9 protein-coding genes are annotated in these 13,276 nt (G+C 66.1%); 3 read left to right on the top strand and 6 right to left on the bottom strand.

The window, feature by feature from the left end:
* Nucleotides 1-101: 101 nt before the first annotated feature.
* Both mfd and VHN57_RS11330 read right to left on the bottom strand, forming a co-directional pair.
* Complete coding sequence (gene mfd, locus VHN57_RS11335) at nt 102-3,566, bottom strand: transcription-repair coupling factor (RefSeq protein ID WP_423283877.1); 3,465 nt, start codon at nt 3,564-3,566, stop codon at nt 102-104.
* Between the two features lie 126 nt (nt 3,567-3,692).
* Nucleotides 3,693-3,959, bottom strand: a complete 267-nt coding sequence (locus VHN57_RS11330) for a succinate dehydrogenase assembly factor 2 (RefSeq protein WP_278987828.1) — start codon at nt 3,957-3,959, stop codon at nt 3,693-3,695.
* Between the two features lie 87 nt (nt 3,960-4,046).
* Here VHN57_RS11330 and recG point away from each other — a divergent pair, with 87 nt between their 5' ends.
* Nucleotides 4,047-6,110, top strand: coding sequence for an ATP-dependent DNA helicase RecG (recG, locus tag VHN57_RS11325; protein ID WP_278987830.1), 2,064 nt, complete (start codon nt 4,047-4,049; stop codon nt 6,108-6,110).
* Between the two features lie 14 nt (nt 6,111-6,124).
* On the opposite strand, the gene VHN57_RS11320 is transcribed toward recG, so the two are convergent.
* Nucleotides 6,125-6,511 carry an endonuclease domain-containing protein gene (locus VHN57_RS11320; RefSeq protein WP_080572832.1) on the bottom strand — a complete coding sequence of 129 codons (387 nt, stop codon included), beginning with the start codon at nt 6,509-6,511 and terminating at the stop codon, nt 6,125-6,127.
* Between the two features lie 139 nt (nt 6,512-6,650).
* On the opposite strand from VHN57_RS11320, the gene VHN57_RS11315 reads away from it, so the two are divergent.
* Nucleotides 6,651-7,727, top strand: a complete 1,077-nt coding sequence (locus tag VHN57_RS11315) for a mechanosensitive ion channel family protein (RefSeq protein WP_278987832.1) — start codon at nt 6,651-6,653, stop codon at nt 7,725-7,727.
* Here the strand turns inward: VHN57_RS11315 and VHN57_RS11310 are convergent.
* The gene (locus VHN57_RS11310; RefSeq protein WP_278987834.1) at nt 7,699-8,055 is read right to left on the bottom strand and encodes a PilZ domain-containing protein; all 357 of its coding nucleotides are present in this window, start codon (nt 8,053-8,055) and stop codon (nt 7,699-7,701) included. The two genes, VHN57_RS11315 and VHN57_RS11310, sit on opposite strands and share 29 nt — an antisense overlap.
* 76 nt (nt 8,056-8,131) lie before the next feature.
* Nucleotides 8,132-9,349 carry a tyrosine--tRNA ligase gene (gene tyrS, locus VHN57_RS11305; protein WP_010338019.1) on the bottom strand — a complete coding sequence of 406 codons (1,218 nt, stop codon included), beginning with the start codon at nt 9,347-9,349 and terminating at the stop codon, nt 8,132-8,134.
* 55 nt (nt 9,350-9,404) lie between these two features.
* On the opposite strand from tyrS, the gene VHN57_RS11300 reads away from it, so the two are divergent.
* Entirely contained in the window at nt 9,405-10,490 is a 1,086-nt protein-coding gene (locus VHN57_RS11300) for an anhydro-N-acetylmuramic acid kinase (protein WP_423283873.1), read from the top strand.
* Nucleotides 10,491-10,528: 38 nt separating this feature from the next.
* Here the strand turns inward: VHN57_RS11300 and VHN57_RS11295 are convergent, their stop codons facing one another.
* A complete protein-coding gene (locus VHN57_RS11295) occupies nt 10,529-13,204 on the bottom strand; it encodes a coiled-coil domain-containing protein (protein ID WP_423283871.1) in 2,676 nt (891 codons plus the stop codon).
* Nucleotides 13,205-13,276: the final 72 nt, after the last annotated feature.

Here is a 13,276-nt window from a genome sequence, read left to right as displayed (position 1 = left end):
CTTCGCGCTGCCACCTCCCCAAGACAAGCTTGGGGAGGAATGAGAAACGTCAGCTTCTGGTCGTTTTCTCCCCGCGCGGCGGGGAGGAATAGAGCGCAGGCTCACCCCGCGGCCTTGGCTAGCCCCTTCGACAATTGCAGCGCGCCGTTGAGGCGGGCGGCGGGGTCGGGCCAGGCGCGGGTGACGACGACCTTGCTGTCCGGGCGCAGGCGGGCGACGCCGTCGAGGCGCTGGACATAGGAGACCAGGCCTGCGGGATTGGGGAAGCGATCCTCGAAGAAGCTGACTAGCGCGCCCTTTGGCCCGACATCGATCTTGGCGATATTGGCCTTGAGGCAATTCTGCTTGATCTCGATGATCTTGAGCAGGTTCTGGGTCGGGGCAGGCAGCTTGCCGAAGCGGTCGATCAGCTCGGCGGCGAAGGCCTCCAGACCCTGGCGATCCTCCAGTTCGTTGATGCGGCGATAGAGACCCATGCGCAGGTCGAGGTCCGGCACGAATTCTTCCGGGATCATGATCGGTGCGTCGACGCTGATCTGCGGCGAGAAGCTGTCGCGGCGCGCTTCGAGACCGGCGCCGCCGGCCTTGGCGTCCATGATCGCGTCCTCCAGCATCGACTGGTAGAGTTCGAAGCCGACTTCCTTGATATGGCCCGACTGTTCGTCGCCGACCAGATTGCCGGCGCCGCGAATGTCGAGATCGTGGCTGGCGAGCTGGAAGCCGGCGCCCAGCGTATCGAGATCGGACAGCACCTTGAGCCGCTTTTCCGCGGTTTCGGTGATGATGCGGTTGGCCGGCGTAGTGAAATAGGCATAGGCGCGCGTCTTCGACCGGCCAACGCGACCGCGCAGCTGGTAGAGCTGGGCAAGGCCGAAGCGGTCGGCGCGGTGGATGATGAGCGTGTTGGCGCTGGGGATGTCGAGGCCGGATTCGACGATGGTGGTGGAGAGCAGCACGTCATAGCGCTTGTCGTAGAAGGCGGACATGCGCTCCTCGACATCGGTGGCGCTCATCTGGCCATGGGCGACGATCGGCTTCACCTCGGGCACTTCGGTGCGCAGGAATTCCTCGACCTCGGTCAGGTCGGAGATGCGCGGCACAACGAAGAAGCTCTGGCCGCCGCGATAATGTTCGCGCAGCAGCGCCTCGCGGATGACGACGCCGTCCCAGGGCATGATGTAGGTGCGCACCGCCAGGCGATCGACCGGCGGAGTCTGGATGACCGAGAGTTCGCGCAGGCCCGACATGGCCATCTGCAAGGTGCGGGGGATCGGCGTGGCGGTCAGGGTGAGGACATGGACGTCGGTCTTGAGGGACTTCAGCCGTTCCTTGTGGGTGACGCCGAAGCGCTGTTCCTCGTCGACGATGACGAGGCCGAGGCGCTTGAACTCCAGCCCCTTGGCGAGCAGAGCGTGGGTGCCCACGACAATGTCGATCGTGCCGTCGGCGAGGCCCGCCTTGGTCGCCTTCGCCTCCTTGTCGGGGACGAGGCGGGAGAGGCGGGCGATTTCCAGCGGGAAGCCGCGGAAGCGCTCGACGAAATTCATGTGATGCTGGCGCGCGAGCAGGGTGGTGGGGCAGATCACCACCACCTGCATGCCGGCCATGGCAGCGACGAAGGCGGCGCGCAGCGCGACCTCGGTCTTGCCGAAGCCGACATCGCCGCAGACCAGACGGTCCATCGGGCGGCCGGCGCCCAGATCCTCGATCACGTCGCCGATCGCGCGATCCTGATCGTCGGTTTCCTGATAGGGGAAGCGGTCGACGAAGGCGGGATAGCCGGCGGCGTCCGGCTCGGCGATCTCGGCCGGGCGCAGAGCGCGTTCGGCGGCGGTCTTGAGCAGTTCGCCCGCAATCTCGCGGATCCGCTCCTTCATCCGCGCCTTGCGCCGCTGCCAGGCCTCGCCGCCCAGTCTGTCGAGGCTCACGCCCTCGCTGTCGGAGCCGTAGCGGGAGAGGACTTCGAGATTTTCTACGGGCACGTAGAGCTTGTCGCCGCCGGCATAGGAGAGGGCGACGCAGTCATGCGCGGTCTTGCTGACCGGGATCTGCGTCAGCCCCTCATAGCGGCCGATGCCATGGTCCATATGGACGACGAGGTCGCCGGGCGAGAGGGTGGCGAGTTCGGCGAGGAAGGCGTCGGCGCTCTTCTTGCGCTTGGCGCGGCGGACCAGGCGATCGCCCAGCATATCCTGTTCGGTGAGGACGGCGACGTCGGGCGCGGTGAAGCCATGGTCGAGGCCGAGCACGGTGAGGACGGCGCTGCCACCGGCCGCTGTGCCAAGCGCCTCCTGCCAGCTGTCGGCGGCGGCGAGGCGGGCGACGCCATGATCGGCGAGAAGGCCCGACAGACGCTCGCGCGCGCCGGCCGAATAGCTGGCGATCACCACCTTCTTCTTCGTGCGGCGCAGGGCGTCGATATGCTTTCCGACCGCCTCATAGACATTGACGTTCTGCGCGCGTTCGGGCGCGAAATCGCGCGGGCCGTCGACGGCGAAGTCGAGGACGGTGGCGCTTTCGGGCTCGTGGAAGGGGGTGGTGGCATGCATCGGCCAGCTGGCGGCGGAGGCGTCCCACTCGATGGCGTCGAGATAGAGGGCGTGCGGCGCGAGCGGGCGATAGGCGCCGGGATCGGCCGATTTCGCGGCGATGCGGTTGGCATGATAGTCGCGGATCGCCTCGAACCGGGCGTCGGCTGCGCCGACCACGCCATGGTCGCGGACGATGATCGCGTTTTCGCCCAGATGCTCGGTCAGCGGAACCAGCTTTTCCTCGAACAAAGGCAGCCAATGTTCCATGCCGGCGAGGCGCCGGCCCTCGCTCACCGCCTGATAGAGCGGGTCGCCGGTCGCGGTCGCGCCGAAGGTCTCGCGATAGCGGCCACGGAAGCGCTTGATCGTGTCTTCGTCCAGCAGCGCCTCGGACGCCGGGAGCAAGGTGAAGCCGTCGACGCTGCCGGTGGTGCGCTGGTCGGTCGGGTCGAAGCGGCGGACCGTTTCGATCTCGTCGCCGAAGAAGTCGAGCCGCAGCGGCTGCTCCTCGCCGCCGGGGAACAGGTCGACAATGCCGCCGCGAATGGCGAATTCGCCGCGATCATGGACGGTGTCGGTGCGGACATAGCCGTTGGATTGCAGCATGTCGGCAAGGCGCGTGATCGCGATCCGCTCCTTGGGCGCGAGGCGCGCGACCAGCTGGCGGACGCGGAACGGGGTGAGGGTGCGCTGGGTCAGGGCGTTGAGGGTGGTGAGGACCAGTTGCGGCCCTTTTGGTTTTGCCTGGAGCGCATGGAGGCCGGCGAGGCGGGCCGACGCGGTGCGCAGCGAGGGGCTGGCCCGGTCATAGGGCAGGCAGTCCCAGGCGGGAATTTCGATGAGCTCGATCTCTGGCGCGAAATAATGGGCGGTGTCGGCGACCGCGCGCATCAATTGCTCGTCGGAGGCGACGAAGACGGCGCGGGTGGTTGCCGCGCGGGCGATGTCCGCCAGCAGCCAGGGCTGGAAGCCGGCCGGCACGCCGGACAGAGTGAGCGGCGCCTTCGCCTTCAGGATTTTCTGGAGATCGGTCATATCTGCTACTCGCGCCTCTCCTTGGTCTCTCCCCTCCCGCTTGCGGGAGGGGTCGGGGGAGGGTTTGTAAGGAGGGGGAGAAACAGGCCCTCCCCTAACCCCTCCCGCAAGCGGGAGGGGGACTTGTCAGTTCTCGATCTTGACGAAATCGAGCTTCAGGAACTGGTCCATCATCGGGCCCTTCCATTCTTCCGGCACCGGGATGGTGCCGAGCGCCCAGCCGATGATGTCGGCATCCTGCTCGTCCATGAAGCGCTCGAACCATGCGATCTGCTCTTCGTTCCAGCTCGCATGATAGCGTTCGAAGAAGCCGCCGACCGTGTAATCCGCCTCGCGCGTGCCCCGGTGCCAGGCGCGGAATTTCAGGCGACGCATCAGCGGGTTGTCGTTCACAATTTGTTCCTTTAACGGACGTGCCGAAACAGCCGATCGGATATTTGAATGACCGTCCCGGCTGCGTTAGAGAAGCCTCAGATAGCCATGCGACCCGATATTCTCAATCCGCTCTTTGCCGAAATCTCCGCGCTCAAGGGCATTGGCCCGGCGCTGGCCCGTCCGCTCGAACGGCTGGGGCTGGCGCGGGCGGTCGATGTCGCCTTTCACCTGCCGGTCAATTATGTCGATCGGAAACTGATCGACGAACTGGACATGGCGGATGCCGGCAAGGTGATCGGCATCATGCTGACCCCGGTCGATTATCGCGCCAGTGGCAATGCGCGCGCGCCGTTCCGGGTGCAGGCGGTGGACGCCCATGGCAACGCCGTCTCCCTCGTCTATTTCGGCCGCAACAGCGCCTGGCCGCGCAAGCTGTTGCCGCTCAACGAACCGAAATTCGTGTCGGGCAAGCTGGAAGCCTATGGCGACAATCTGCAGATGGTCCATCCCGACTATGTCCTGCCGCCCGAGGAGGCCGACACCGTGCCGGCGCGCGAGAGCGTCTATGGCCTGTCGGAAGGGCTGACCAACAACCGGATGCGCGACCTGGTGGGGCAGGCGCTGGCCCGCGCGCCCGAACTGCCCGAATGGATCGAGCCGAGCCTGCTGGCGAGCAAGGGCTGGCCGGCCTGGCGCGCGGCGCTGGAGCGTTTCCATGCCGACCCGACCGACGCGCAGGCACGCGAGCGGCTGGCCTATGACGAGATTTTCGCCGGGCAACTCGCGCTGATGCTGGTGCGGCAATCGTCGCGGCGGCGGCGCGGCGTGCCGATCAGCGGCGACGGGCGGCTGCGGGCGATGCTGAAGCTGCCTTTCGCCCCGACCGGTGCCCAGCGCCGCGCGATCGGCGAGATAGAGGGCGACATGGCGCAGGCGACGCCGATGTTGCGGCTGCTGCAGGGCGATGTCGGATCGGGCAAGACGCTGGTGGCGCTGATGGCGCTGCTGAACGCGGTCGAGGCCGGGATGCAGGGGGCAATGCTGGCGCCGACCGAAATATTGGCGCGGCAACATTATGAGACGCTGCGCAAGATGGCGTCAGGCCTGTCGATCGAGATCGCGATCCTGACGGGCCGTGAAAAGGGCAAGGTGCGCGAGGCGACGCTGATGGGGCTGGCCGATGGCAGCATCCACATCTTGGTCGGCACCCACGCGATCTTTCAGGAGAAGGTGCAGTATAAGGCGCTGGGCCTCGCCGTGATCGATGAGCAGCATCGGTTCGGCGTGGCGCAGCGGATGATGCTGGCAAGCAAGGCCGAGCGATCGCCGCATCTGCTGGTGATGACGGCGACGCCGATCCCGCGCACGCTGACCCTGACCTATTATGGCGAGATGGACGTGTCGCGGCTGGACGAGATGCCGCCGGGCCGCCAGCCGATCCAGACGCTGGTGATGTCCGCCAACCGGCTGGACGAGGTGGTCGAGGGGCTGGCCCGCCATGTCGAGGGCGGTGGACAGGCCTATTGGGTGTGCCCGCTGGTCGAGGAGAGCGAGACAAGTGACCAGGCGGCGGCCGAGATGCGCGCCGAGACGCTGCGCCAGCGCTTCGGCGACCGGGTGGGGCTGGTCCATGGCAAGATGAAGGGGCCGGACAAGGATGCGGCGATGGAGGCTTTTGCCGCCAACCGCACCCAGATATTGGTGGCGACCACGGTGATCGAGGTCGGCGTCGACGTGCCCAATTCGAGCCTGATCGTGATCGAGGGGGCAGACCGCTTTGGCCTGGCGCAATTGCACCAGTTGCGCGGCCGGGTGGGGCGCGGCGACAAGCCGTCGGTCTGCCTGCTGCTGCGCGGCAATGCGCTGGGCGAGACGTCGCGGGCGCGGCTGGCGCTGATGCGCGAGACCAACGACGGCTTCCGTATCGCCGAGGAGGATCTGAAGCTGCGCGGTGCGGGCGAGGTGCTGGGCACGCGCCAGTCGGGCGAGGCGGAACTCAAGATCGCGACGCCCGAACATGTGTCGGCATTGGTGGACGCCGCGCGCGACGACGCCCATCTGCTGATCGACCGCGACGGCGGGCTGGACAGCGAACGCGGGCAGGCAGCGCGCACCTGTCTCTATCTGTTCGAGAAGGATGCGGCGGTCGGGTTGCTGCGCGGGGGGTGAAGAGGCTTGTCGTCTTAGCCCTCTCCCGCTTTCGCGGGAGAGGGTTGGGTGAGGGTCTTCTTTTTCGAAAGCGCTGATCGAATGGCGTCTGCAACGCCCTCGATATTTTCTACTACATCATGATTCCAGAAGCGGAGGATGTGCAAGCCGCGCGCCTCCAGATAGACAGTGCGACGGCGATCGCGATCTTCATCATGCTGGCCGCCATCAAGCTCCACGGCCAATGCGGCTTCCACGCACAGAAAATCGACGACGAATGGATCGATCGTTGCCTGACGACGAAATTTGAATCCGTCCAACTGGCGGTTGCGCAATATGCTCCATAGCATGCGCTCGGCATCGGTCATGTCGCGCCTTAGACGTGCTGCGTGGGGACTGATCTGGCGGCGGACCGGGAACATTCATCGCATCATAAAGGAAGAAAGACCCTCACCCAACCCTCTCCCGTGAAGACGGGAGAGGGCTAGAAGTGCCCGGCCTTCCTGCGTAAATTTGCTGCACCTGCGAAACAAAATGCGGGGCGGTCGCGTTGCCTTTGGCATGACCGACATCAGCCTGACCCATATCACGCCGATGGCCGCGCTTTCGATCGCGCTGTCGGTGGTCGTCGCCTTCGTCGTCCATTGGGCGCTTTACTGGATCGCGCTGCGGCTGGTGAAGCGCGCGCGGATCGAGCCTTTGTTGTTGCCGGCCATCTTCCAGCCGACGCGCTGGCTGGTGGTGTTGCTCGCGCTGGGGGCGGGGCTCAAGTCGATCGAGATGGGGCCACGGGGCGAGGATATCTGGTCCATCGGGGCGCGGATGATATTCGCGCTGCTTGTGGGCTGGCTGATCTTTCGCGCGATGCGGGCGGGCAAGGCGATGCTGGAGGCGCGCGCCGATATCAGCGTCGAGGATAATCTGAAGGCGCGGCGGCAGCGCACCAAGATCAGCATCCTCTATCGCATCTGCCAGTGCATCGTCGGCTTCTTCGTGATCGCGATGATGCTGATCGCCATTCCGGGCGTGCGGACGATCGGCGTGTCGCTGATGGCGTCGGCGGGCCTCGCCGCGCTGGCCGTGGGCGCGGCGGCGCAACCGGCGCTCAAAAATCTGATCGCCGGCATCCAGATGGCCTTTTCCGAGCCGATCCGGCTGGACGATGTCGTCATCATCGAAGGGGAATGGGGGCGGATCGAGGAGATCAGGCTGACCTATGTGATCGTGCGCATCTGGGACGACCGGCGCATGGTGGTGCCGGTATCCTATTTCCTGGAGAAGCCGTTCCAGAACTGGACCACGAAGACATCGGACCTGCTGGGTACGGTCTTCCTCTATGTCGATCCGACCGCCGATATCGAGCGGATCCGTGCGCGCTTTGTCGAGGCGGTGAAGGCGAACGGCCGCTGGGACGGGCGGGTGGCGATCCTGCAGGTGACCGACCATCGCGCCGATGCGCTGGAACTGCGCGGGCTGCTGTCGGCGCGCAATGCCGGGATTGCGTTCGATCTGCGCTGCGAGGTGCGCGAGGCGATGCTGAACTTCCTGCGGACCGACATGCCCGAGGCGCTGGTGCGCGGGCGTCAGACGCTGGAGAGGGATGAGGCCTTTACCAGGCGGTCCGGCGTGGCGGGATGAGCGCCATCATGGCGTCATAGCCGGCGGTCGGGATCGGCTCGACAAATTCGAGGCCGATCCGGCCTTCCTCGCTCCAGCGGACGAGCGCGCGACGATCCTTGAGCACCGGCAGCCAGATCAGCACCCGACCGCTCAGCGTCAGCAGTTCTTCGCTGCGACACATCAGACCCAGCGGCGAGATGTTGATGATCCGCACGCCATGGGTGCGGCCGTCCGCTGTGATATGGCTGACCATGTCGACCAGGTCGCGCGCCGCCCGCCGCTGATCGACGGACGGGTCGCGCGACCGCATGACATGGCCGAGATTGGCGAAAACCGAGGAGGACATGGGTTTCAGCCTAGCGGGCGGAAAGTGGAGGCTTTCCTACCTGGTAGCGTTAACTGGGCTGAAACCTTGTTTGTCCTCAGGCGGTGACCAGACCGTGCTTCTTGGCGCCGAAGCTGAGCTTGTCGCCGGCCTTGAGCGTAACGGCCGGGTCGGTGACGACCTCGCCATTCACCTTGATCGCGCCCTCGGCGAGCTTGCGGCGGACTTCCTTGTTGGAGGTCGCAAAGCCAAGGCCGGTGGTCGCCTGGATGACGGTCAGCCCCTCGGTGCCCAGCGCGACGGTCGGCAGATTGGCGTCCGACGCACCTTCCTCGAAGGTCTTGCGCGCGGTTTCGGCGGCCAGAGCGGCGGCTTCGACGCCACGGCAAAGCGCTGTCGCCTCGTTCGCCAGGATCTTCTTGGCCTCGTTGATCTCCGCACCCTGCAGCGCGGCGAGGCGGTTGACCTCGTCCATCGGCAGATCGGTGAACAGGCGTAGCCGGTTGAACACATCGGCGTCGGCGGTGTTGCGCCAGAACTGCCAATAATCATAGTCGGACAGCTGGTCCTGGTTCAACCAGACGGCGCCGCCCACGGTCTTGCCCATCTTGGTTCCGTCGGCATTGGTCAGCAACGGCGTGGTGAGGCCGAACACCTGCGTGCCATCGACGCGGCGGGCCAGTTCGACGCCGTTGACGATATTGCCCCACTGATCCGATCCGCCCATCTGCAGGCGGCAATCGCTGCGGCGCGACAGTTCCAGGAAGTCATAGGCCTGGAGGATCATATAGTTGAATTCGAGGAAGCTCAGCGACTGTTCCCGGTCGAGGCGCAGCTTGACGCTATCGAAGCTCAGCATCCGGTTGACCGAGAAATGCTGGCCGATGTCGCGCAGGAAGGGGATATATTCGAGCTTGTCGAGCCAGTCGGCATTGTCGACCATGATCGCGTCGGTCGGGCCGTCGCCGAAGGTCAGGAAGCGTTCGAACACGCGCTTGATGCTGGCAACATTTTCCTGAATCAGGTCGACGGTCAGCAGCTTGCGCGCTTCATCCTTGAAGCTGGGATCACCGATCTTGCCGGTGCCGCCGCCCATCAGGACGATCGGCTTGTGACCCGCCTTCTGCAGCTGGCGCAGCATCATGATCGACACGAGATGGCCGACATGGAGCGACGGCGCGGTCGGGTCGAAGCCAATATAGCCCGGCACCACCTGTTTGGCGGCCATGGCATCAAGCCCTTCCGCGTCGGTCAGCTGGTGGATGTAGCCGCGTGCTTCGAGCAGGCGGAGGAGATCGGACTGATAGTTGCTCATGACGCGCGCCTGTAGCATTGGGGCAGCAAGTGGAAAAGAGGCGGAGTTTTCGATCATGTTGGCAATCGGTCTGATGTCCGGCACCTCGCGCGACGGGATCGACGCCGCGCTGATCGAGACGGACGGCGAGGGGCAGGCCGAGGCAATCATTTTCCACGCCCAGCCCTACAGCGATGATTTTCGCGAACGGCTGGCCGCAGCCTGCGCGCGGGCGATGGCGATGGACGCGCCGGGAGAGGATCCGCTGATCCGCGCGGTGGAGATGGACCTCACCAATTTCCACATCGATGCGATCGCCGACATGCTGGGACGCAGCGGCCATGTGGCGGAGGATATCGGGGTGATCGGCTTTCATGGCCATACCGTTGCCCACCGGCCCGAGCGGCGCTGGACCTGGCAGATTGGTGACGGCGCGGTGCTGGCCGGTGCGTTCGGTATTCCCGTGGTCGCCGACCTGCGCAGTGCCGATGTGCAGGCGGGCGGGCAGGGTGCGCCGCTGATGCCGGTCTATCATCGGGCATTGTCCGACGGGCTGGCAAAGCCGGTCGGCATCCTCAACCTGGGCGGGGTGGCTAACATCACCGCGATCGGATCGGACGGCAGCCTGGTCGCTTTCGACACCGGGATGGCGAGCGGTCTCATCGACAACTGGATGCAGGCGTATGGGGACGCGGCCTATGATGCGGGCGGCGCGACCGCCGCGCGGGGCCAGGTGGACGAGGCGCGGCTGGCGGCGATGATGGCTGACCCGTGGTTCGCCGCGCCGCCGCCCAAGAGCATCGACCGCGAAGCCTTCACCATCGCGCCGGTCGAGGGATTGTCGCTGGCGGATGGGGCGGCGACGCTGACCGCCTTTTCCGCGCAGGCGGTGGCGCGCGGTGTCGACCATCTGCCCGAGCGGCCGGCGCGCATCTATGTGGCAGGCGGCGGGCGTCATAATGCCACGCTGATGGCGATGCTGGCGGCGCGGACCGGCGCCGATGTCCGGTCGGTCGACGAACTGGGCTGGGATGGCGACGCGCTGGAGGCACAGGGCTTTGCCTATATGGCGGTGCGGCACCTCAATGGCCTGCCGATCAGCTTTCCCGGCACCACCGGCGCGCCTGAACCGATGACCGGCGGCGTGTTGTTCCAGCCCTGAAAAAGGGGGATGGGGCGACCGGGCGCCGCCCCTGATCCTTATTGCCGCAGGCGCTCGATCGCCTGGGCAAGGGCGACATAGAGCTTGCCCATGTCGGACGAGAGGATGGCGACGCCCAGGGCATTGCCGTCGCGCGCCGACAGGATGATCCGCAGCATCGCCTCGAAATCGTGGATGTAGCGGTTCACATGCTCGCGGAAATCGGCGTCATTGTCATAATGGAGCGCGATTTCGCGGGACTCGCCGGCGTCGAGCAGCTTGACCGCCCGGCGGGTGAAGACGCCGCGATCGCCCTTGAGATAGGCCGACCAGTTGGTGTCGGTCACATCGTTGGACAGGATCTTGGCGACGTCGATCGCGGTGCTGTTGAGCGATTCGATCAGCAGCGCGGAGCGACGCGAGAAATGGTCGCGATCGCGTTCCTCGGCGGCACGGCCGGCTTCCTCGATCCGCTGTTCCAGCCCGGCGCTGGTATCGGCGATCGTCATCAACTGGCGGGTCAGCCGGTCCGAGGCATTGTGCGCGGCGCGCACGGCCTCTTCCGCGACATCGGCCAGCTTCTCGATCTGGGCCGAAACCTGATCGCCGACCGCCTGCTGCATGGCCTGTTCGCTGGCTTCGGCCAGGTTCTGTACCGCGTCGGGGATGGCGCGGCCGAGCGCCTGACGGGCGCGCTCGGCGGCCTGTTCGGCGGTGTCCTTGACGCGGAGCAGCGCGGTGATGAGCAGCGGGCCGGCACCTTCGGTGATGCGGGTCGTGTCCTCATGCGCGGCGTCGAGCGCGGTGCGCAGCTTCTCCACCAGTTCGCGGTTGGATTCGATGCCGCTCTGGGTGCTTTCCAGCCATTCGGAGAGGCGACGACCCTGGCCGCGCAGCATCTCTTCGGCTTCCTGGGTGCGGCCGACCAGCGCTTCCGAAATGGCTTCCAGCCGTTCCAGCTCGGGCGTCGCGGCGCCCAGCATGGCGCGGCTGGTTTCCAGCCGGGCGTCGAAGCGGGCAAGCGCGCCGGGATAGGTTTCGTCCAGTTCGCGGACGCTCGAGTCGAGCGCGACCATCAGCGTTTCGGCATTGCCGATCAGCTTTTCGGCGGTGGTGCCGCCGTCATGCAGCGCCGTGTCGATCCGGCGGGTTTCCTCGGTCAGGCGGGTCAGCGCGTCGGTCAGCTTTTGGCTGCGGGCGAGGGCATTATCCTCCAGCGCGGCAAAGCGGGCCTCGGCCTGGTCGATCGTCTGGTTGAGCGTGCCGTGCAGCCCGGCCATCAGGCTGCGCTGTCCTTCGACCAGATCGTTGATCTGGTGCAGGCGGCTTTCGACCTCGCCAATATCGTCGGCAAGGCCGGCGACGGTGTCGGTGCCGATCGCGGCGATACTGTCACGCGACCGGGTGATGAGGCTGTCGAGCGCACCGGCCTGATCGCGCAGCCCGGCATCGGTCAGGGCCAGCGTTTCACGAGCCTGAAGCAGGGTGGCGTCGAGCCGCTGGCGCAGATCGTCCTCGATCGAGCCGAGATCCTGGCCCAGCGCCGCGAGCGCATTCTGGCTGGTGGCGGTGATGCTGGCCTGGGCACGGGCGACCAGCGCCTCCAGCGTGGCCCGCTGGGTCGAAAGCCCTTCCTGCGCGCGCTCCATCGTGTCGCGCACCTGATCCATCGAGGTTTCGAGGCGACCGCGCAGCGATGCCTCGACCAGATCGAGATCCTGGGTGAGGGCGCGAACGGCACCATCGCTGGTTTCGCCGAGCGACAGGGCGACGCGATTGACCAGCACGTCCAGTGCGGCCGACTGGGCATCGATATCCTGCCGGGTCTGGTCCATGGCGGCGCGTGCGCTCTGCGCCGATGTCTCGATCCGCCCGGCGGCGATGTCGGCCAGGCCGTTCACCTCGTCGGTGGCGCTACGGGTCGTCTCCTGCAACTGGCCTAGCTGGCTCGACAGGCTCTTGGTCGCGGACAGGGTGCGGGTGCGGGTATCGTCGGACAGTTCGCCCAGCGCATGGAGGCGCGCTTCGAGCGTGTCGATCCGTTCGGCGAGCGCGTGACCATTGTCCATGATCTGCGCGGCCATCCGCACGGCCCGTTCTTCGAGCTGCGGCATGGCGGCGATCAGCGCGTCCATCCGTGCGACCAGGGCGGTGCCGGCACGCTCGGCGCTTTCGGCGCGATCGGCGGTGGTCTGGGCGCGACCGGCGATCAGTTCCGCCGATGCCTCCATATTGCTGCTGGCGGCGGCGCCATAGCTGTCGAGCAGTTCGGCCTGATCCTGCATCGTCTGGCGCGCGGATTCGAGCCGGTCGGCGATCCGGCCGAGGCGCAGTTCGAGCAGTTCGGCCTCGGTCCGCAGCGCATGGGCGGTATCGAGATAGCGGCGCGATTCGGCGCGGCTGTTGCGCACGATCAGCAGGTAGGCGATGCCGAGCAGGCTGATCGGCACCAGCAGCGTGGCGACGAGTGCGGGCCAGGCGGCCGGGCCGGCACGCCACTGATCCGACACGATCGTTGCCCAGAGCGCGAAGCCGAGCCAGAGCGCGGCCAGCAGGCCGAGGCCGATCCGGGTGTTGCGCACCAGCTTTTCGCCTTCCCCCTGCGCGTCGTCAGGGGCATCATCAATGTCCAGTACGGCCTGCTTCAATAGCAGGATGTCATCCGCGGCCGGCGCGTTGCCGGTCGCGTTTCCCTCGTCTCGCCAGAATTCGACGATTGTGCTGCCCCCATTCATGGGTGTGATCCTATCATCTTTTCCGTCTGCGCAAATGCCTTGTTACCAAAACTTAACGCAATTTCGATAGCT

The organism is Sphingobium salicis subsp. salicis (genome assembly GCF_049472635.1).
GTDB lineage: Bacteria > Pseudomonadota > Alphaproteobacteria > Sphingomonadales > Sphingomonadaceae > Sphingobium > Sphingobium yanoikuyae_A.
Note: the sequence above shows the minus strand (reverse complement) of the source record. Positions and strands in the feature narration are given on the sequence as shown.

Bases quoted from the DNA above. Each gene is read 5' to 3' on its own strand.
- mfd (WP_423283877.1), bottom strand. From the start codon at position 3,566: ATGACCGATCTCCAGAAAATCCTGAAGGCGAAGGCGCCGCTCACTCTG.
- recG (WP_278987830.1), top strand. From the start codon at position 4,047: ATGCGACCCGATATTCTCAATCCGCTCTTTGCCGAAATCTCCGCGCTC.
- VHN57_RS11320 (WP_080572832.1), bottom strand. From the start codon at position 6,511: ATGTTCCCGGTCCGCCGCCAGATCAGTCCCCACGCAGCACGTCTAAGG.
- VHN57_RS11315 (WP_278987832.1), top strand. From the start codon at position 6,651: ATGACCGACATCAGCCTGACCCATATCACGCCGATGGCCGCGCTTTCG.
- VHN57_RS11310 (WP_278987834.1), bottom strand. From the start codon at position 8,055: ATGTCCTCCTCGGTTTTCGCCAATCTCGGCCATGTCATGCGGTCGCGC.
- tyrS (WP_010338019.1), bottom strand. From the start codon at position 9,349: ATGAGCAACTATCAGTCCGATCTCCTCCGCCTGCTCGAAGCACGCGGC.
- VHN57_RS11300 (WP_423283873.1), top strand. From the start codon at position 9,405: ATGTTGGCAATCGGTCTGATGTCCGGCACCTCGCGCGACGGGATCGAC.
- VHN57_RS11295 (WP_423283871.1), bottom strand. From the start codon at position 13,204: ATGAATGGGGGCAGCACAATCGTCGAATTCTGGCGAGACGAGGGAAAC.